At 71.5% G+C, this 18223-nt stretch carries 13 protein-coding genes and 1 riboswitch; of the genes, 5 read left to right on the plus strand and 8 right to left on the minus strand.

Annotated features, from left to right (window positions below):
- Positions 1-35: 35 nt before the first annotated feature.
- Positions 36-1964 (minus strand): BCCT family transporter, encoded by a 1929-nt coding sequence (locus tag JOE59_RS00070; protein WP_204458175.1) that lies wholly within the window; start codon positions 1962-1964, stop codon positions 36-38.
- 108 nt (positions 1965-2072) lie between these two features.
- On the opposite strand from JOE59_RS00070, the gene JOE59_RS00075 reads away from it, so the two are divergent.
- The gene (locus tag JOE59_RS00075) at positions 2073-3731 is read left to right on the plus strand and encodes a DUF885 family protein (protein ID WP_204458177.1); all 1659 of its coding nucleotides are present in this window, start codon (positions 2073-2075) and stop codon (positions 3729-3731) included.
- Between the two features lie 32 nt (positions 3732-3763).
- Positions 3764-4693, plus strand: coding sequence for a 5'-3' exonuclease (locus JOE59_RS00080; protein ID WP_307836885.1), 930 nt, complete (start codon positions 3764-3766; stop codon positions 4691-4693).
- Between the two features lie 3 nt (positions 4694-4696).
- On the opposite strand, the gene JOE59_RS00085 is transcribed toward JOE59_RS00080, so the two are convergent.
- Together JOE59_RS00085 and JOE59_RS00090 are read right to left on the minus strand one after the other, a co-directional pair.
- Positions 4697-5665, minus strand: coding sequence for a hypothetical protein (locus JOE59_RS00085; RefSeq protein WP_204458180.1), 969 nt, complete (start codon positions 5663-5665; stop codon positions 4697-4699).
- A 197-nt stretch (positions 5666-5862) separates the two neighbouring features.
- On the minus strand, positions 5863-8169 hold the full coding sequence (locus JOE59_RS00090; protein ID WP_204458188.1) for an immune inhibitor A domain-containing protein: 2307 nt from the start codon (positions 8167-8169) through the stop codon (positions 5863-5865).
- A gap of 192 nt (positions 8170-8361) precedes the next feature.
- On the opposite strand from JOE59_RS00090, the gene JOE59_RS00095 reads away from it, so the two are divergent.
- From JOE59_RS00095 to gap, 3 genes are all read left to right on the plus strand, one after another.
- Positions 8362-9276 (plus strand): DMT family transporter, encoded by a 915-nt coding sequence (locus JOE59_RS00095; protein ID WP_204458190.1) that lies wholly within the window; start codon positions 8362-8364, stop codon positions 9274-9276.
- Positions 9277-9321: 45 nt separating this feature from the next.
- Positions 9322-10275 (plus strand): GlxA family transcriptional regulator, encoded by a 954-nt coding sequence (locus JOE59_RS00100; protein ID WP_204458193.1) that lies wholly within the window; start codon positions 9322-9324, stop codon positions 10273-10275.
- A 132-nt stretch (positions 10276-10407) separates the two neighbouring features.
- On the plus strand, positions 10408-11406 hold the full coding sequence (gap, locus tag JOE59_RS00105) for a type I glyceraldehyde-3-phosphate dehydrogenase (protein ID WP_204458195.1): 999 nt from the start codon (positions 10408-10410) through the stop codon (positions 11404-11406).
- Positions 11407-11522: 116 nt separating this feature from the next.
- On the opposite strand, the gene JOE59_RS00110 is transcribed toward gap, so the two are convergent.
- The 5 genes from JOE59_RS00110 to JOE59_RS19020 form a co-directional block, all read right to left on the minus strand.
- On the minus strand, positions 11523-12830 hold the full coding sequence (locus JOE59_RS00110; RefSeq protein WP_204458197.1) for an MFS transporter: 1308 nt from the start codon (positions 12828-12830) through the stop codon (positions 11523-11525).
- Positions 12827-14392, minus strand: a complete 1566-nt coding sequence (locus JOE59_RS00115; protein WP_239560030.1) for a bifunctional hydroxymethylpyrimidine kinase/phosphomethylpyrimidine kinase — start codon at positions 14390-14392, stop codon at positions 12827-12829. The genes JOE59_RS00110 and JOE59_RS00115 overlap by 4 nt, the downstream gene beginning before the upstream one ends.
- A complete protein-coding gene (gene thiE / locus JOE59_RS00120) occupies positions 14389-15051 on the minus strand; it encodes a thiamine phosphate synthase (protein WP_204458202.1) in 663 nt (220 codons plus the stop codon). Before thiE ends, JOE59_RS00115 begins: the two co-directional genes overlap by 4 nt.
- A complete protein-coding gene (thiM, locus tag JOE59_RS00125) occupies positions 15048-15920 on the minus strand; it encodes a hydroxyethylthiazole kinase (RefSeq protein ID WP_204458204.1) in 873 nt (290 codons plus the stop codon). The genes thiE and thiM overlap by 4 nt, the downstream gene beginning before the upstream one ends.
- A riboswitch (TPP riboswitch) is annotated at positions 15911-16023 on the minus strand. (Overlaps the previous gene by 10 nt.)
- Before the next feature lie 82 nt (positions 16024-16105).
- Positions 16106-18196, minus strand: a complete 2091-nt coding sequence (locus JOE59_RS19020; protein WP_204458206.1) for a fibronectin type III domain-containing protein — start codon at positions 18194-18196, stop codon at positions 16106-16108.
- Positions 18197-18223 lie beyond the last annotated feature (27 nt).

Here is an 18223-nt window from a genome sequence, read left to right on the forward strand (position 1 = left end):
ATACGCTCGCTGGCGCTCGCTACTCGACCGGCGAATCATTGCGGGATGCCGCGGGGCTCGTCTTCGCCGTGCTCCGGGATATCTGGGTCGTCGGTGTCGGCCAGCGGGTCGTGGTCGACGATCGCGTCGACGTCGGCGGTCGGCACCGAGTCGGGCAGGGCGTTCTCCTCCGCGAGGGTCGCCGGCGATGCGCGGCGGGGCGGCGAGACATCCGTGCCCAGTCGGAGCCGCTTGCGCAGCCCTCGCACCCACTTCGGCTGCCCCGCGACGAGGCCGCGCTCCAGCGGCTCCTCGACCTCGAGGCCGTAGTGCTCGCCGATGTGGTCGATGAACTGCGCGCGCTCCGCCTTCGCGTACGCGCGCCGCTCCCTCGTGAAGGCGATGATCGTCGACCAGCAGATCAGCAGCATCACGATGCTGAACGGCAGCGCGATGATGATCGCCGCGGTCTGCAGGGCCTTCAGCCCGCCGCTGAGCAGCAGCGCGATCGCGAGCAGCGCCGTGATCACGGTGAAGATGGTGCGCACCCAACGCTTCGGGTTCAGTTGCCCGCCGGTGGCGATCATGCCCATCACGAGCGCGCCGGAGTCGGCCGAGGTGATGAAGAAGATCGTGATCAGCAGGATCACGCCGATCGTCAGCACCGGGGTGCCGGGAAGGTAGGTGAGCAGCTCGAAGAGCGCGGCCTCGACGTTCACGCTGCCGTCGGGCTGGGTGAGCGCGCCGGGATCGGCGAGCTCGATCGCGAGCGCCGAACCGCCGAGCACGGCGAACCAGAGGATGCCGATGAGCGTCGGCACGAGGATGACGCCCGTGACGAACTGGCGCACCGTGCGCCCCTTCGACACCCGCGCGATGAAGATGCCGACGAACGGCGCCCACGAGATCCACCAACCCCAGTAGAACGACGTCCACGCGGCCTGCCACTCCTCGCCCTCGGTGCCCTGGAAGGCGCTCACGTTGAAGGAGAGGCCGATGAAGTTCTGGATGTAGTTGCCGATGGACTGCACGAACTCGCGCAGCAGGAACTCGGTCGGACCCACTGCGAGCACGTAGACGACGAGGATGCCGGCGAGCACGAGGTTCGCGGTCGAGAGCCACTTCATGCCCTTCGTGACCCCCGAGAGCACCGACCACAGCACGAAGACCGAGATGATCAGGATGATGATCACCTCGCTGAGCGCGCTCGGCTCGAGGATGCCCGCGTAGTCGAGGCCCGCACTGATCTGCAGCACGCCGAGGCCGAGCGAGGTGGCGACGCCGAAGAGGGTGCCGACGAGGGCGATGACGTCGATCGTGTGACCCCAGCCGCCCTCGACGCGCTTGCCGAGCAACGGCTCGAGGGTCCACCTGATCGAGATCGGGCGGCGCCGGCGGTGGATCGCGTAGGCGAGACCGAGCCCGACGACGACGTAGATCGACCAGGCTTGCACGCCCCAGTGCAGGTAGGTCTGGCTGAGGGCCTGCTGCGCGAGCGACTCGGGGGTGCCGACGACGCCGGGGCGGGGGGAGACGAAGTGGCTGAGCGGCTCGCTCACCCCGTAGAACACGAGCCCGATGCCCATGCCTGCTGCGAAGAGCAGCGAGAACCACGAGAGCAGTGAGAACTCGGGCTCGTCTTCGTCGCGGCCGAGCTTGATGTCGCCGAACCGACTGAACCCCACGAACAGGCAGAACGCCACGAAGAACGCGGCGATGAGCACGTAGTACCAGTTGAAGGTGTTGACGATGCCCGCCTGGATCGCGCCGAACATCGCCTCGGCCGCCTTCGGCGCGATGAGCGCGAACGCGACGAACAGGGCGACGACGCCCGCGGCCGGCCAGAAGACCCAGCGCTGCACGGGCGGGAGCGACCGGTGCGGCTTCGTGCCGGCGGCATCCCTCGTGCCCGAGGCATCGGCTGCCGGTACCGGGGACCCGCCCGGTTCGGGGTGCTCGGTCGGCTCGTTCGTCGTACCGCTCATGCCTCCACGGTATCGAGGCGTGGTCGCCGCCGCACCGACCCCGCGCCGGGCCCCCACGGTCTCGGGGAGGGGAACGAGGTGTCGGCGGACGGGACTAACGTGGCGCCCATGGCAGACATCGACGCAGACCTCGCTCGGCTGGGTGCCGAATTCTGGGAGTGGCGCGCCGCCAACTCGTTCCGCACCTCCGACGACATCCCGCGCATCGAGCGGCCCGCCGGCTGGGTGCCGCGGTTCGCTCCAGAGGCCGTCGCCGAGCAGCGGCGCGAACTCGCCCATTTCGTCGAGCAGTGGCGGGCGACGGATGTCTCGGGGCTCCCGATCCCCGACCAGGTCGACCACCGGCTGCTGGGGTCGGCGCTCGCTCGGGTGCGCTGGGAGCTCGACGTGCTCCGCAACTGGGAGCGCGACGCCGTCTTCCTCACGAGCCAGATCCTCGGACCGTGGTTCGATCTGCTGCTCGCGCCGCCGCCGTTCGGTGCGACGCGGCAGGCCGACCTCGTCACCGTGCTCGACGCCGTGCCGAATGCTGTGGACCAGGCGATCGCGAATCTCGAGCGCGCCGGCGTCGCCGCCCTCGCCCGGGTGGCCGCGGCCGAGCTCGACGGCATCGGGTCGCGGCTGGCCGGTTCGGTCTCGGCGCTCGCCGCCGAGGTCGACGCCGAGACCGCCGCCGCGCTCGCCGAGGCGCAGCCCGCCGCGAGCGCGGCGCTCACCCGGTACGCGCAGTGGCTCGAGGCATCCGCCGGCAGCCTCGGCCCCGAGATCGTCGTTGGCCGTGACGCGTTCGTCTGGTACCTGCGGCACGTCGCGCTCGTCGCGACGGAGCCCGATGAGCTCGTGCGTGCGGCCCTGCAGGAGTACCGGCGTGCGGTCGCGGCCGAGACGATCTCGCGCAACCGGCACCGCGCCGTCACCGAGGCGCCACTCGCAGTCGACGTGGCCGCTGAGGTCGCCGCCCAGGCCAAGGCGGAGGCCGAGGTCCGGGCCCGGTACGAGCGTGAGGGCCTGCTCAGCCAGCCCGACTCGCTGCGTCGCTACCGGTTCGCGGCGTACCCGGCCTACCTCGAGCCCGTCGCCTTCCTCGGCGTGACCGACGACCTCACCAACGAGCGGTCGCGCGAGCGCGATGCGGTCTCCTACGTGCCGGCGCCGGCGGCCGAACTGCCGTACTTCGACGCCGCGAACGCACGCGACCCGCGACTCGGCATCATCCACGAGGGCGCGCACAGCCAGCAGCTCGCACGCTCATGGGGGCACCCGCGCGCCCTGCGCCGGCACTACGTCGACTCGGTCGCCAACGAGGGCATCGCCCACTACAACGAAGAGCTCATGCTCGACGCCGGGCTCTTCGACGATGCACCGCACTCGCAGACGACGGTGCACAACTTCATGCGGCTCCGCGCGCTGCGGGTGGTCGTCGACGTGAATCTCGCGACCGGCGCCTTCAGCCTCGACGAGGCGATCGACTTCTTCGTCCGGCTCGTGCCGATGGATGCACCCACGGCCACCGAAGAGACGTCCTACTACGTGGCGACCCCGGGTCTGGCGATGTCCTACCTCGTCGGCAAGCTCGAGGTGAAGCGGCTGCTCGCCGATGCCGTCGTCACTCGGGGCGACGATTTCTCGCCCCGAGAGTTCCACGATTCGCTGTGGCGCAACGGCAACGTGCCGGTGTCGCTGCAGCGCTGGGAACTGCTGGGCGACCGCGGCGACGTCGACGTGCTCGATGCCGCCGGTGACTGGGCCGAGACCTTCCCGGGGTAGGAACGCGCGCGAGGCCGTGCCATGATCGGCCTGTGGCCGACCGACTGATGCTCCTCGACACCGCCTCCCTCTACTTCCGCGCGTTCTACGGCGTGCCCGACTCGATCACGGCGCCCGACGGCACCCCCGTCAACGCCGTGCGGGGCCTGCTCGACATGATCGCGCGCCTCGCCACCGACTTCGAGGCGACGAACCTCGTCGCCTGCTGGGACGACGACTGGCGCCCGGGCTGGCGGGTCGAGCTCATTCCGAGCTACAAGGCGCACCGCGTCGAGCGGGCCGTGCCCGGCGGCGTCGACGTCGAGGAGACCCCGCCCGGACTCATCGTGCAGATCCCGCGCATCCGCGAGGTGCTGGGCCTGCTCGGCATCACCATCGTCGGCGCGCCCGAGCACGAGGCCGACGACGTCATCGGCACCCTCGCGACCGGTGCCGCCATGCCCGTCGACGTCGTCACGGGCGACCGCGACCTGTTCCAGCTCATCGACGACGAGGCATCCGTTCGGGTCGTCTACACGGCGCGCGGCATGAGCAAGCTCGAGGTGCTGACCGACGCCTCGATCGTCGGCAAGTACGGGGTGCTGCCGCAGCAGTACGTCGACTTCTCGGTGATGCGCGGCGACTCGTCCGACGGGCTGCCGGGCGTCGCCGGCGTCGGCGAGAAGACCGCAGCGTCGCTGTTGCAGCAGTTCGTCGACCTCGACGGCATCCGAGCGGCGGCAGCGGATGCCTCGGTGCCGATGTCGGCGAGCGTGCGTGCGAAGTTCGCGGCCGCCGCCGATTACCTCGACGTCGCCCCGACCGTCGTCGGGGTCGTGCGCGACCTCGCCCTCGGCGAGTTCGACTCGCGACTGCGGCCCGTCACCGGTGCTCGCCGAGAGGCGTTCGAAGCACTCGCGACGGACTGGAACCTTGGCGGATCGGTGGCCCGGGTGCTCACAGCGTTCGACGCGCTCGGCTGAGGATCAGTCGACGGATGCCGCGCGGCGGGCCGTTCCCGATCGGGCGAACACGGCGCGCGCGATGAGCCCGATCGCGGCGACGACGATCGCCGTGGCGATCGGCGGGACGACGAGGCCGGGGTCGGTGAGCGCCATGCGGAACACGCCGACTCCGTAGTCGACCATCTCGCCGGGGTACTTGGCGAGCACCCGGGTGCCCGCCGCGGCCGAGACGGCGGTGATCAGCGTGGGGCCCACCCAGAGCATCACGAGGCTCGCGATCGCCGCGACGACACGGCCGACGGTCTCGATGCCGCCCCAGGCGATCGCCGCACCGACGAGCACGGCCGGCACCCAACGCACGGCGTCCCACAGCCAGGCCGGATCTCCTGCGAACGCGGGCCCGCGCGGGGCCATGAGCGCGTGCAGCCAGCCGGCGGAGAGGATCGCCGCGATCGTGAAGCCGATGACCGCACCGGCGCGTGGTGCCCGGGCGATGAGCCAGAGCACGCCAACCCCGACGACGACGGCCATGATGGCGACCGCGACGATCGTGCCGAGGTAGACCACCGACCAGTCGTCGTCGCGGAGACCTCCGCCGACGGTTGTGGCGGTCTGGCCGATGGCGACGACGTCGACGAGGAGCACTCCCACGAGCAGCATCGCGAATCCGCCGCGCGGGGCGCGGGAGCGGGTCGATCGCGCCACGAGGCCCGCGATCGCGGCGCCGATGACGATGAGCGAGGCGATGAGCGACAGGAAGTACTGGCTGAACGGCAGCAGCACGAGCGGCATGTCGTCGGGCAGCGTCTCGCTCGCCCAGAGGTTCTGCAGGGGCAGGCGCATTCCGGTGATCAGCCAGGGCAGCAGGCCGAGGGCGGCGGACGCGACGCCGATCAGGAAGAGCTGCCAGGTGCGCAGGGCGCGTGCCGGGCTCGCCCCGGTCATCGTGTTCTCGGGGGAGTGCTCCACGTCGGGAGTCGCCTGACTCATCGCCACCTCGTCGTTCGATCGGGCCGCCCGGGCAGGGCGGGTTCGACCACACTACTGCCGGCCTCAGCGAGGGATCCGTCTGCAGATCGCCGGTACCGAAGTACCGGATCGCCGGCGTACCGGAGTGCCGGTGCCGCGCTCGAGAATGGGCCCGCCTCCGAGGAGACGGGCCCAGACCTCTGCTTCGGTGCCGCGGACTACTCGGCCGGGTTCGTCACCACGACCGACATGGTGCCGCCCGTGTTCTGGTCGGTGACGGTCACGGTCACGTTGTGGCCGGCCACGTAGACGCCCGCGAGCGGGTTCAGCGGGCTGAAGAACGCGTCGGTGTCGGCGTCGCTGAACGTCGCCGTCTGCCGCTGCGTGCCGTCGGAACCGACGGCTGCGACCGACTGGACGGTCTTGCTCTTGCCCTTGCCGACGACGATCTCCTTGTGCAGCGCGGTCGCGTCGATCGTCTGCAGGCCGAAGGTCGCGTCGAACGGCTGGCGCCGGTTGCTCGGCATCGTGCCGTCGGGGTACGTCATCGGCGTGACGCCCGCGTCGATCGGGAGCGCGAGGCCGTGACCCTCGTGCTCGATGGTGTTGTTGTCGGAGTACGTCTCGTCGATCGCCCACATGAGCAGCCCGTCCTGGAAGGCGAAGTGCTCGACGTGGTCGGGCTGCGTGAGCCCGCGGTCGAACTGGTACGGACCGACCTCGAGCGTGGCGTCGTAGCCGACGTAGGTGCGGTTCTCGGCGAGGTAGTACCGGTCGCCCGAGGAGACCTCGGTGCCGGTGCTCTGCCGGAACCCGCCCGCGGCGGTCCATCCGCTGCCGTCGTTCTCGACGTCGTCGGTGAGGATCGTCGTGCCGCCGCTCTTCACGACGATGTCGTCGATGAACGCGCCGGCGAGGTGCACGCCGCCGTCGCTCTGGTAGCGGAACCGGAACTGGGTCTCGGCGTTGCCGCCGGGCACGGTGTAGCGCAGTGTCGTCCACTTGCCGTTCGACGTGTCGGAGACGGTGCCGACCGTCGTCCAGTTCGTGCCGTCGGTCGAGTACTCGGCGTACAGGTAGTCGTAGCCGGCCTCGATGTCGTACCAGGCCTTCGCCGTGACCGTCGCCTTGCTGATGCCCGAGAGGTCGAGCGTGCGGGTCAGTGTCGTGTTCAGGTCATCGGCGCTGGTGGTCCACCACGCCTTCGAACCCGAGTACGGCGCCGTGTAGGTGGTCTCCACCGACTGGTCGGGCACGTCGATGACGAGCGCCTGGTCCTGGCCTTCGGCCTGCAGCGCGGCAGGACTCAGGGTGTACGCGGCATCCGTCGTGTCGGGGTTCACGATGGAGTAGTCGAGCCAGCCGAGCTGGAGCTTCTCCCACGGTCCCATGTAGTTCGGGGTCGTGCCGATGTCGTCGGCCCCCTTGTTCAGCCACGAGCCGCTCGACATGAGGGTCCAGAATGCGGTCGAGTTCTCGCCGCCGGCCGTGTCGTAGAAGTCGGGCAGGCCGAGGTCGTGCGCGTACTCGTGCGCGAACACGCCGAGGCCGCCGTTCTCCGCCTCGACGGTGTAGTCGCCGATCCAGAAGCCGGTGTCGCCGATCTGCGCGCCGCCGAACTTGGCGTTCGCCGGTCCGGTCACGCCGTAGTCGGTCGAGTTGACGTACCAGCGGTGCGACCAGATGGCGTCTTCGCCCTGGGCGCCGCCGCCGGCGTCTTCGCCTTCGCCCGCGTGCACGGCCTGGAAGTGGTCGAGGTAGCCGTCGGGCTCGTCGAACTCGCCGTCGCCGTCGGCGTCGTAGCGGTCCCACCTGTCGAACGTGGCGAGCTCGTCCTTGATCTCGGCATCGCTCTTGCCGGCCGCGACCTGTGCCTCGTACCAGGCGTTGCCGGTGTCCTCGATGAACTGCCAGGCGCCGCCGAAGTCCTCGACGCTGTTGTCGCCGTAGGTCGAGGCGTTGCCGGGCACCTGCACCCAGTCGCTGACCTCGCCGTCGACCGTGTAGGCGCCGTTCGACTGCTTCGTGTAGAAGTCGGCGAACGAGTCGCCGCCGTCACCGGCGCCGTCGAAGAACAGGTCGTCGTAGTGGGCGCTGTTGAAGTCGGAGGCCCAGTGCGTGCTGTTGTTCACGGCGCGGTCGGGCTCGGGGATCTCGTTGTGCAACGGGCCGGGCGTGGTGCCGAGCTTGCCGCTGCCGGCGTCGCCGAACTCCGAGAGGATCGTGAACAGCCGGCCGGTGCCGGTGACGGATGCCTCGTAGTACTTGTCGTCGCCGAGCTGCACGACACCGTCGTCGCCGGGAGCTGCCTGACCGGAGAGGATGAGCTTCTGCGCGGCCTTGCGCCGCTCGTTCTGCCGCTCGGTGAGCGGGCCGGGGCGGTTGTCGAGGCGTTGCGCTGCCGAAGGCGAATCGGGTGTGTCGCCGGCAGGGGCGGCGAACGCGGCGGGCACCATTGCCGCACCGGCCGCCATCGTCGCGCTCGCCGCTACAAGGGCGAGCACTCCGAGGTTGCGTCGTTTCACGTTGACTCCTTACACAGTCGGCTCGGGATCGCCGAGCACAGGTGCGGCCAAAAGTAACACCGGCGTTGCCGGAGGGGAATGGGGTGGACGGACACGTTTCGATCACGAGGAACCCGAGCCCGTGGCGGGATGTCGTGGTGATTCGGCAGCGGATCCGTCGCGGCTCGACGGATGGCGCATCAGAATGAGCCGGTGACTCGTCGAGGGCTGATCCTGTTCGCCGCACTCGGCATCGCCTGGGGCATCCCGTACCTGTTCATCAAGGTGGCGGTGAGCGAGCTGGACCCCGCGATGGTGGTGCTGGGGCGGGCCGGGCTTGCGGCGATCCTGCTGCTGCCGCTGGCGTTCTTCCGCCGCGAAGTGGCGCCGGTGGTGCGCCGGTGGAAGCCGATGCTCGCCTACACGATCGTCGAGATCATCCTCCCGTGGTACTTCCTGAGCTCGGCGGAGCAGCGGCTGCCCAGCTCGACCGCGGGGCTGCTGCTCGCCACCGTGCCGCTCGCCGGTGTGGCGATCGCGTTCGCGATGGGCCGCCCAGAGCGGCTGTCGCGCCTGAACTGGCTCGGTCTCGCACTCGGCATGCTCGGCGTCGCGGCGCTCGTGGGCCTCGACATCGCCGGCTCCGACCTCATCGCCGTCGCGCAGATGGCCGTCGTCGTGGTGGGCTACGCGCTCGGTCCGGCGATCCTCGCGCGGTGGATGTCCGACCTGCCGGGCGTCGGCGTGGTCGCCGTCTCGCTCGCGGCGACGGCCGTGGTCTACGTGCCGTTCGTGCTCCTCACGGGCGGCTGGCCGACGGCGTGGCCGTCGCAGGCGGTCATCGTGTCGATCGTCGTGCTCGCCGTGGTCTGCAGCGCACTCGCGTTCCTGCTGATGGTGGGCCTGGTCGCCGAGATCGGTCCGGTGAAGGCGACCGCGATCACCTACGTCAACCCCGCGGTCGCGATCCTCGCCGGGGTGCTCGTGCTCGGCGAGCGGGTCACGGTGTGGACGGTGATCGGGTTCGCACTCGTGCTCGCCGGTTCGTATCTCGTGACGCGTCGACGACGGGCGCCGGTGGCGGCCGAGGGGCCGGAGGCGGCCTCGGCGGAGCAGCGCCTCGCCTGAGTCGGCGGGTGGCCGAATCCTTTCGGCACATGGCAGTCTGGCCGGATGACCCGTCGCAACCATCGCGTCGCCGTGCTCGTGCTGCCGGGGGCGAAGCCGCTCGACGTCGGCATTCCCGCCCAGGTGTTCTCGACGCGCGCGAGCATGCCCTACGAGGTGCGGGTCTGCGGTGCGGCGCCCGGACTCGTCACCGGCGGCGACGGCCTCTCGTACCACGTGGCCGACGGGCTCGATGCGCTCGGGTGGGCGGAGACCGTGTTCATCCCGGGGTACCGGCATCCCGATCGGGACGAGCCGCCGGCGGCGGTCGTCGACGCGCTGCGGGCGGCGCACACGCGCGGGGCGCGGCTCGCCGCGATCTCCACCGGGGCGTTCGCGCTCGCGGCGACGGGCCTGCTCGACGGTCGGCGTGCCACGACGCACTGGCACTACACGCGGGCGCTCGCCTCGAGGCATCCGCTCGTCAAGGTCGACACGAACGTGCTGTTCGTCGACGAGGGCGCGGTGCTGACCTCTGCCGGGGCGGCGTCGGGCATCGACCTCTGCCTGCACCTCGTGCGCCGCGATCATGGCGTCGCGGTCGCGAACCACGCCGCCCGGCGGCTCGTCGCCGCCCCGTACCGCAGCGGCGGCCAGGCGCAGTACGTTCCGCGGAGTCTTCCGCCCGAGCTCGGGCCGGTGTTCGCGGCGACCCGGGAGTGGGCGCTGCGGCAACTCGACGAGCCCCTCACACTCGACGCGCTCGCGCGCAATGCCAACGTCTCGCCGCGAACCTTCTCGCGCCGCTTCGTGGAGGACACCGGCTACACGCCCATGCAGTGGGTGCTGCGGGCGAGGGTCGACATGGCCCGCGAGCTGCTCGAGCGCAGCGACCTCGGGGTCGAGCAGATCGCCGCCCGCGCCGGCCTCGGCACCGGGGCCAACCTGCGGCTTCACTTCCAGCGCATCCTCGGGGTCTCGCCGAGCGATTACCGGCACACCTTCGCCGCGGGGGAGTAGCGGGCGAGTCGGGCGAGGAGTCCGGGAGGACATCTGGCGAGATCCTTGCGGATACTGACCTGCACGCCACTCCCGCAAGACGGCCGATACGGCGAGGGTTGCAGGGTACGGATCGAAAGGAACCCCTCTGCCATGACCACCCGCATCGCCATCAACGGCTTCGGCCGCATCGGCCGCAACGTCGTGCGCGCACTCGTCGAGCGCGGCGCCGACCTCGAACTCGTCGCCGTCAACGACCTCACCGACCCCGCCGGCCTCGCCCGCCTGCTGAAGTACGACAGCACCGCGGGCCGCTTCGGCTCGTCCGTCGAGGTCGACGGCGATGTGCTCGTCATCGACGGCCGTCGTGTCAAGGTGCTCGCCGAGCGCGACCCCGCGAAGCTCCCCTGGGGTGAGCTGAACGTCGACGTCGTGCTCGAGTCGACCGGCCGCTTCACCGACGCCGAGGCCGCGAAGGCACACCTCGCCGCGGGCGCCAAGAAGGTGCTCGTCTCGGCTCCCTCGAAGGGTGCCGACGTCACGCTCGCCTACGGCGTGAACACCGAGGCCTACGACGCCGACTCGCACGTCATCGTCTCGAACGCCTCGTGCACCACGAACGCGCTCGCCCCGCTCGCGAAGGTGCTCGACGACCTCGCCGGCATCGAGCACGGCTTCATGACGACGATCCACGCCTACACGCAGGACCAGAACCTGCAGGACGCACCCCACTCCGACGCGCGTCGCGCCCGCGCCGCGGCCGTCAACATCGTGCCGTCGTCGACCGGTGCCGCGAAGGCCATCGGCCTGGTGCTGCCGAAGCTCGAGGGCAAGCTCAACGGCGACTCGATGCGGGTGCCCGTGCCCGTCGGCTCGATCGTCGAGCTCAACACGACCGTCTCGAAGGACGTCACCCTCGAGGAGGTGCTCGCCGCCTACCAGGCCGCGGCCGAGGGCCCGCTCAAGGGGGTGCTCGAGTACTCCGACGAGGCGCTCGTCTCGACCGACATCGTCGGCAACCCGCACTCGTCGATCTTCGACGCCGAGCTCACCCGGGTCGACGGCCGCCACATCAAGGTCGTCGCCTGGTATGACAACGAGTGGGGCTTCTCGAACCGCGTCATCGACTCGCTGACGCTGCTCGGCGCGTAGAACCCGCTGCAGCAGACCGAACGGGCCCGCCTCCGATGGAGGTGGGCCCGTTCGGGTCCGATGGGTCGACGCACGAGCATCGAGCTCGGGCGTCGTCCGTGCCGCCGAGCCCGCGCCTACCCGCGCTCGCGCGGCGCGATCGCCGTGCCGACGAGCCCGACGATCGCGGCGACGGCCATCATGACGGCGATCGGCCACCAGTGCCCGACCTGGGCGAGCAGCGCGGTCGCCGCGAGCGGGGCGAGCCCGCCGCCGACGATCGCTCCGGCCTCGCGTCCGATCGAGATGCCCGAGTACCGCACGCGCGTGTCGAACATCGCGGTGAAGTAGGCGGGCTGCACCCCGTCGGAGGCCGAGTTCACGATGCCGATCGCCACGACCACGACGCCGATGACGAGCGCCGCGGACCCCGTGTCGAGCACGAGGAAGAGCGGCGCGGCCAGCAGGGCGAAGGCGACGAGGCTCCACACGACGAGGCGGCGCTGGCCGATGCGGTCGCCGAGCGCGCCCCAGAACGGGCACAGCACCGCGGCGACCGCTGCACCGATGAGCAGCGCGGTGAGGGTGACCTCGCGAGGCATTCCGACGACCGTCGACGCGTAGCTCAGGCAGAACACCGAGACGACGTAGAAGGTCGTGTTGACCCCGACGCGCACGAGGAAGACGGCGAGGATGCCGCGGGGCCGGCGCAGCACCTCGGCGACGGGCCGCCTGGCTTCCCGGCGGGCCTCGAGCATCGCGACGAACTCGGGCGACTCGTCGACCCTGCGGCGCAGCCTCCAGCCGATCGCGACGAGCACGAGGCTCGCGACGAACGGCACCCGCCAGCCCCAGTCGTAGAGCGCCTGCTCGTCGAGCACGGCGACGAGCACCACGAAGGCGAGGTTGCCGAGGATGAGTCCCACGTACACCGCGCTCGAGATGAACGCCCCGCGGAACCCGCGCCGCAGAGGCGACTGCTCGAGCGCGAGCAGCACGGCGCCGCTCCACTCGCCGCCCGTCGCGAGCCCCTGCACGAGCCGCAGCACGACGAGCAGCACGGGCGCGAGCGCCCCGACCTGTGCGTGCGTCGGCAGCAGGCCGATGAGGGCGGTCGCGACGCCCATCGTCAGCAGCGTCGCCACGAGCACGCGTCGTCGGCCGAATCGGTCGCCGAGGTACCCCGAGACCAGGCCGCCGAGCGGGCGCGCGACGAAGCCCGTCGCGAACACCGCGAACGAGAGCAGCAGGCTCGTGAGCGGATCGTCGGCGGGGAAGAACAGCGTCGGGAAGACGAGCGCCGCGGCCGTGCCGTAGAGGAAGAAGTCGTACCACTCGAGCACGGTGCCGAAGGCCGCCGCGGTGACGGCCCGGCGGCTTCGGGCCGAGTCGGCGGAGGTGCCATCGACGGGCGCGTTCTCGAGTGCCGTCGCTGCAGGGCTCACGCGGTCACCGCCCCGGCCGTCGCCCCGGCCACCGAGCCCGCCGCGAGCGGAGCCGCGAAGAACGCCAGTTCGTGCCGTGCCGAGGCGACGAACGCCCGGTGCATCCGCTCACGGATCGCCGGTGTCGCGTGCGATGCGGCCGAGGTGACGATCGCGATCGCCTCCCGGGTCGCGATCGCGAACGCCGGGTCGGCGTAGGTCGCGAGCCATGAGGCGTACGGATGCTCCGGATCGAGTGCCTGCGCCCCGAACTCGCCGGCGGCGAGGCGCTCGCCGAGGTCGGTGTAGATCCAGAAGCACGGCAGCAGCGCCGCGACGAGCACGGCGTAGTCGCCGCGCGCCGCCGTCGCGAGCAGGTGGTCGAGGTACGCGGTCGTGGCGCCGTCGGGCTCGGCGACCGGACTCTCGCCCGCCCCGTCGAGTGCGCTGCGCCCGGCCGCCGGGCCGAGCCAGCTCTCGTGCAGCTCGAGCTCGCCGACGATCGAGCCGTGCGCGGAGTTCGCCCAGAACGCCTGCGCCGGGGCATCCGGTGCCAGCCTCGCGGCCTCCGCGAGCACGCGAGCGTAGTCGCGGAGGTAGAGCGCATCCTGGGCGAGGTAGCCGAGGAACGGTTCGCGCTCGAGCGAACCGTCGGCGAGGCTGCGGATGAACGGGAGTTCGTCGATCTCGTGCCGCACATCGGCGATGCCGGCCCACCATTCGGCCTCGACCTCGGCCGGAATCGGCGCGGTGCGGGTGCCGCCGCGCGCCCAGAGACCGGCGAAGTGGTTGATGGGGCCGTGCCCGCCGCCGACCCCGAGCGCCTCGCCGTGCCGCAGCGATTCGCGCAGCCAGCGGCGTGCCTCGGCGATCGCGGCCGACCAGTCGCCGTGCTCGGCGGCGAGGGTCGCGATCGCGGCCGAGAGCGAGCAACCGGTGCCGTGCGTCGCCGTGGTGGCGATGCGATCGCCGCCGAAGTCGACGATCGTCGCGGTGCCTGCGTCGACGAGCGCGTCGGGCGCGACATCGTCGGCGAGGTGGCCGCCCTTCGCGAGCACCCGCACCCCGTACCGCGCCGAGACGCTCTCGGCCTGCGCGATCGCCTCGGCCCAGGTCTCCGCCACGACCGGTGGCCCGTCGCCGGAGCCCGCGAGGACCGCGAGCTCGCCGAGGTTCGGGGTGACGAGGTCGGCGAGCGGCAGCAGCTCGCGCATCGCCGCTTCGGCGTCGGCGTCGAGCAGGCGGTCGCCGCTCGTCGCGACCATGACGGGGTCGAGCACGACGACGGGCGGACGGGTGCGCTCGAGCCAGTCGGCGACCGTGCGGATGACCTCGGCGTTCGCGAGCATGCCGAGCTTCACGGCGTCGATCGTGATGTCGTCGGAGATCGCATCGAGCTGCGCCGCGAGGAAGCTCGCGGGCGGCACGTGCACGTCGCGCACACCGCGGGTGTTCTGCGCGGTGAGGGCCGTGATCGCAGCCATGCCGTAGCCCCCGACCGCGGAGATCGACTTCAGGTCGGCCTGGATGCCGGCGCCGCCCGAGGGGTCGCTGCCGGCGATGCTCAGCACTCGAGCGGTCATCGCGCCGCCTCCCATCGGTTCGCGAGATCTCGGGCCACGGCTCGTGGGTCGTCGGCCGCGCAGATCGCCGACACGAGTGCCGCACCGGCGGCGCCGGCCTCGCGGAGCGGCGCGATGTCGGACGCCGTGATGCCGCCGATCGCGACGCACGGCAGCTCCGTCTCTGCGGCGAATCGGGCGAAGCCGTCGATGCCGAGGGCCGGCGGATGGTCGGGCTTCGTCGATGTCGGCCGGATGACGCCGACGCCGAGGTAGTCGACGGTGCCGCGGGGCATCCGGCGCAGTGCCTCGAGGTGGGCGGGCGTGTTCGCCGTGAGGCCGACGACGGCGTCGGGGCCGAGCCGGTCACGGGCGATGGCCGCGGCAGCGTCTCCCTGGCCGAGGTGCACGCCGTCGACCGGCAGGCCGCTCGCCCGTGCTGCGATCGCGAGGTCGAGGCGGTCGTTCACGAGCAGCACCGCCCTCCCGTCGATGACCTCCGCGAGCGCTTCGAGCTGGGCGAGCAGAGCGGATGCCTCGGTGCTCTTGTCGCGCACCTGCACCACGCGCACGCCGCCCGCGACGGCCTCGGCCACGACCGAGACGACACCGCGCTCGCCGCAGAGCGCGGCATCGGTGACGAGGTAGGTCGAGAGGTCGAGGGCTGTGCGCGCGCTCACGAGCGCACCAGCGCGGCGACGCCGCTCGCGTCGACGACCGAGACGCGCACGCGGGCGCGCTCGACGACCTGTTCGGCCGTGAGCTGCGCGAGTGCGTCGAGGAATCGGGGTGCGAACGTGCCGGGGCCGACGGTGCCCACTCCTCCGGGTGCGGCGGCTGCGATCTCGGCGGCGACCGTGTAGACGAGCGTCGCCGCGACGGCGCCCGCGAACGGGTCATCGGCGACGGCGAGGAACGCCGCGGTGACGGCCCCGAGCGCGCAGCCGCCGCCCGTCACGAGCGTGAGCAGGGGGTCGCCGTTCGCCACGCGGGCGATGCGGCGGCCGTCGGTGATGAGATCGACCGGGCCCGACACTGCCACGACCGAGTCGTGCGCTGCAGCGAGGTGAGCCGCGGCATCCGCTGCCGAATCGGTGGAATCGGAGGCGTCGACCCCGCGGCCGCCGCTGCCGGCTCCGGTGAGGGCGATGACCTCGCTCGCGTTGCCGCGGATCACGGTGGGGCGGAGCACGAGCAGTTCGTGCGCGAGCGCCGTGCGCACGGGCAGGCTGCCGACCGCGACCGGGTCGAGCACCCAGGGCGTGCCGGCCGCGTTCGCCGCGGGCACCGCCTCGCGTGCGGCGTCGCGCTGCTCCTCGGTGGGGGTGCCGAGGTTCACGAGGAGCCCCGAGGCGATGCCCGCGAAGACGCCGGACTCGCCGCGGATGTCGACCATCGCGGGCGCTGCGCCGAGCGCGAGCAGGGTGTTGGCCGTCACGTTCGTGACGACCTTGTTGGTGATGCACTGCACGAGCGGCGTCGCCTCGCGAACGAGGTTCAGCAGTTCGGCGGAGTGCCGGGCAGGGTCGATGGACAGACGATCGCTCAACGCGACATCCCTTCGCTAGTTCGAACTAGATCAGGTTCGACGGGTGTGTTCTCAGCCATGCCCGCTTCGGGTGAAGCGGCGCACGGCACCCCGTGTCACTGCGGTCGAGCCTAGTGGTCGACGACGGCAACGAGAACGGGGGCGGATGCCGCATGGCATCCACCCCCGATCGGTTCGTGCGGTCGTCAGCTCACGCGTCGAGCCCGTACCCGCACGATCCCGTACGCCGCGCCGCCCGCGGCGAGCAGGGCGAGCGCGAGCCATCCGAGCACGTCGACGAGCGGGGCGCCCGTGGACGCGAGCCCCGCGCTCGTCGTCTCCTCGCCGGAGCCGGCCGCGGCGACCGTGATCGACGAGTTCGCGACCTCGACGCCGTCGATCGTGACGACGATCGTGTGCGCGCCTGCGGGCGTCGCAGCCGGGATGGTTCCCGTGAAGGTGAACCCGCCGTCGCTGTTCGTCGTCGCCGAGCCGAGCGTCTGCGGCGTCGAGTGGAGCTCGACCGCGAAGCCGTCGGTGCCCGGCGCCAGGCTCTCGCCGACGACCGTGATGCGGCCGCCCGGCACGAGGTCGCCGGTCACCGTGACCGTGCCCTTCACCGTCGTCGGGTCGACGGCGGGTGCCGCCACCACGGTCACGGCGGTCGAGGCAGCGGATGCCGCAGACGTGCCGACCGTGTTCCGTGCGGCGACGGTCGCCGTGTACTCGCCGGCGGCGAGCCCGGTGAAGGTGCGCGTCGTCGTGCCGGCGGGCACCGAGACCGGGGCGGCGCCGTTCAGCGAGACGAGGTACTCCGTGATGGGCGAGCCGCCGTCGGCGGGTGCCGCCCACGAGACGGTCACGTCGGTGCCGGCGACCGTGGCGCCGGGCGCCTCGGGGGTGGCCGGCGCGGTGGCGACGACCTCGGGGTCGTACGGCAGCGCATCGAAGAAGGTGCCGAGGGCGGCGATCGCCTCATCGGCGAACGCGAGCTGTGCGGCGAGACCGGCGGGGTCGGGCCGGTCGGCGTACCGCCCGGGCAGGTCGTTCACGTACCACCACTCGGTCATGTACTCCTTGTAGGTGCCGTCGGCGTTGGCGTGGATCCACTGCTGTGCGATCGGCGCGGGCTCGCCGCCGACGGTGCGCGAGCGGTCGTACTCGAGCAGGTACGGCACCTGCAGCTTCTTCGCCGTGGCGAGCGCCTTCGAGGTGTCGCCGCCCGGGAAGTAGTCGACCTGGCCCGAGACTCCGGGCACGTACTGGGTCACGAGGTTCGGCAGGTACTTCGTGACGAGGTCGCCGTAGAAGTCCGCGAACTCCGAGCCGGTGTCGCGGATGTGCAGGTCGTTGCCCGAGTTGCCGTCGAGGCGCAGGTCGAAGAAGTAGACCTTCGCGACGTCGTTCGCCACGGCCTGCCGGTTGACCTCCTTCAGCACGGCGCGGGTGTTGTGGCACCACGTGCCGCCGAAGAGCAGCACGTAGTCGCCGTCGCTCTCGAGCAGGTTCACGAGCTCGGGGTAGGTGATCGTCTGCACGCGCCAGTCGGCGTCGGCGTCGCCCAGCACCGTCGCGCCGCCGTAGACGTCGCGGCCGCCGTAGGCCGAGGCGTGCTTGGCGTTCACGACCTGCTCGGTGAACGTGAACTGGTCGCTCGTGTCGAGGTCAGCCGCCGTGCCGAGCACGGCGGCGACCTCCGCCTTGAAGGCGGCGAGCGCGGCCGGGTCGGCGAGCTGCGCGGCGGTCACCGGAGTGGTGATCGCCGAGACGATGCGGTCTTCGGCGCCGCCCGCGAGGTGCGCCGAGTCGTAGACGAAGAGCGTCGGGTCGTCGGTGCCGTCGAACGGAGTCTGCGTGTCCTTGCCGAGGGCGTTGGTCACGAGTCGTGCCCAGAGCGGGGCGACGTCGGCGTTCGTCGTCGTGCGGATGTCGAGACGGTCGCCGTCGAGGCGCGGGTCGAAGTTGTAGATGCGGTCGACGCCCGCGGCCTTCGCGACGTCGTTGATGGGGCCGATGGTCGCGGCCGTCTGGGCGTCTTCCGGCCCGCCGATGAGGAACGCGAACCGGCCCTCCTGGCCGAGCAGGTATTCGAACCGCTCGAACGTGACGGTCTCGTAGACGCTGCCGGTGCCGAGCCCTTCGTAGGCGTCGGCGAAGTAGTCGACGGTATCGGTCGGGCTCTCGGGTGCTGCGGAGGCCGGGGCCGCCGCGACACCGCCGAGCACGACGGTGCCGGCGATGGCGAGTGCGGTCAGCATCGCCGCCCGCCTCGGGGTGGGGCGCTGGTGGTCGGGCACGGTGCTTCCTTTCTCTGGGGGGTTGGC

Source organism: Agromyces cerinus, assembly GCF_016907835.1.
Taxonomy (GTDB): domain Bacteria; phylum Actinomycetota; class Actinomycetes; order Actinomycetales; family Microbacteriaceae; genus Agromyces; species Agromyces nitratus.

What these genes read in the sequence shown, in the direction of transcription:
- JOE59_RS00070 (WP_204458175.1), bottom strand. Translation starts at nt 1,964, where the DNA reads ATGAGCGGTACGACGAACGAGCCGACCGAGCACCCCGAACCGGGCGGG.
- JOE59_RS00075 (WP_204458177.1), top strand. Translation starts at nt 2,073, where the DNA reads ATGGCAGACATCGACGCAGACCTCGCTCGGCTGGGTGCCGAATTCTGG.
- JOE59_RS00085 (WP_204458180.1), bottom strand. Translation starts at nt 5,665, where the DNA reads ATGAGTCAGGCGACTCCCGACGTGGAGCACTCCCCCGAGAACACGATG.
- JOE59_RS00100 (WP_204458193.1), top strand. Translation starts at nt 9,322, where the DNA reads ATGACCCGTCGCAACCATCGCGTCGCCGTGCTCGTGCTGCCGGGGGCG.
- gap (WP_204458195.1), top strand. Translation starts at nt 10,408, where the DNA reads ATGACCACCCGCATCGCCATCAACGGCTTCGGCCGCATCGGCCGCAAC.
- JOE59_RS00115 (WP_239560030.1), bottom strand. Translation starts at nt 14,392, where the DNA reads ATGACCGCTCGAGTGCTGAGCATCGCCGGCAGCGACCCCTCGGGCGGC.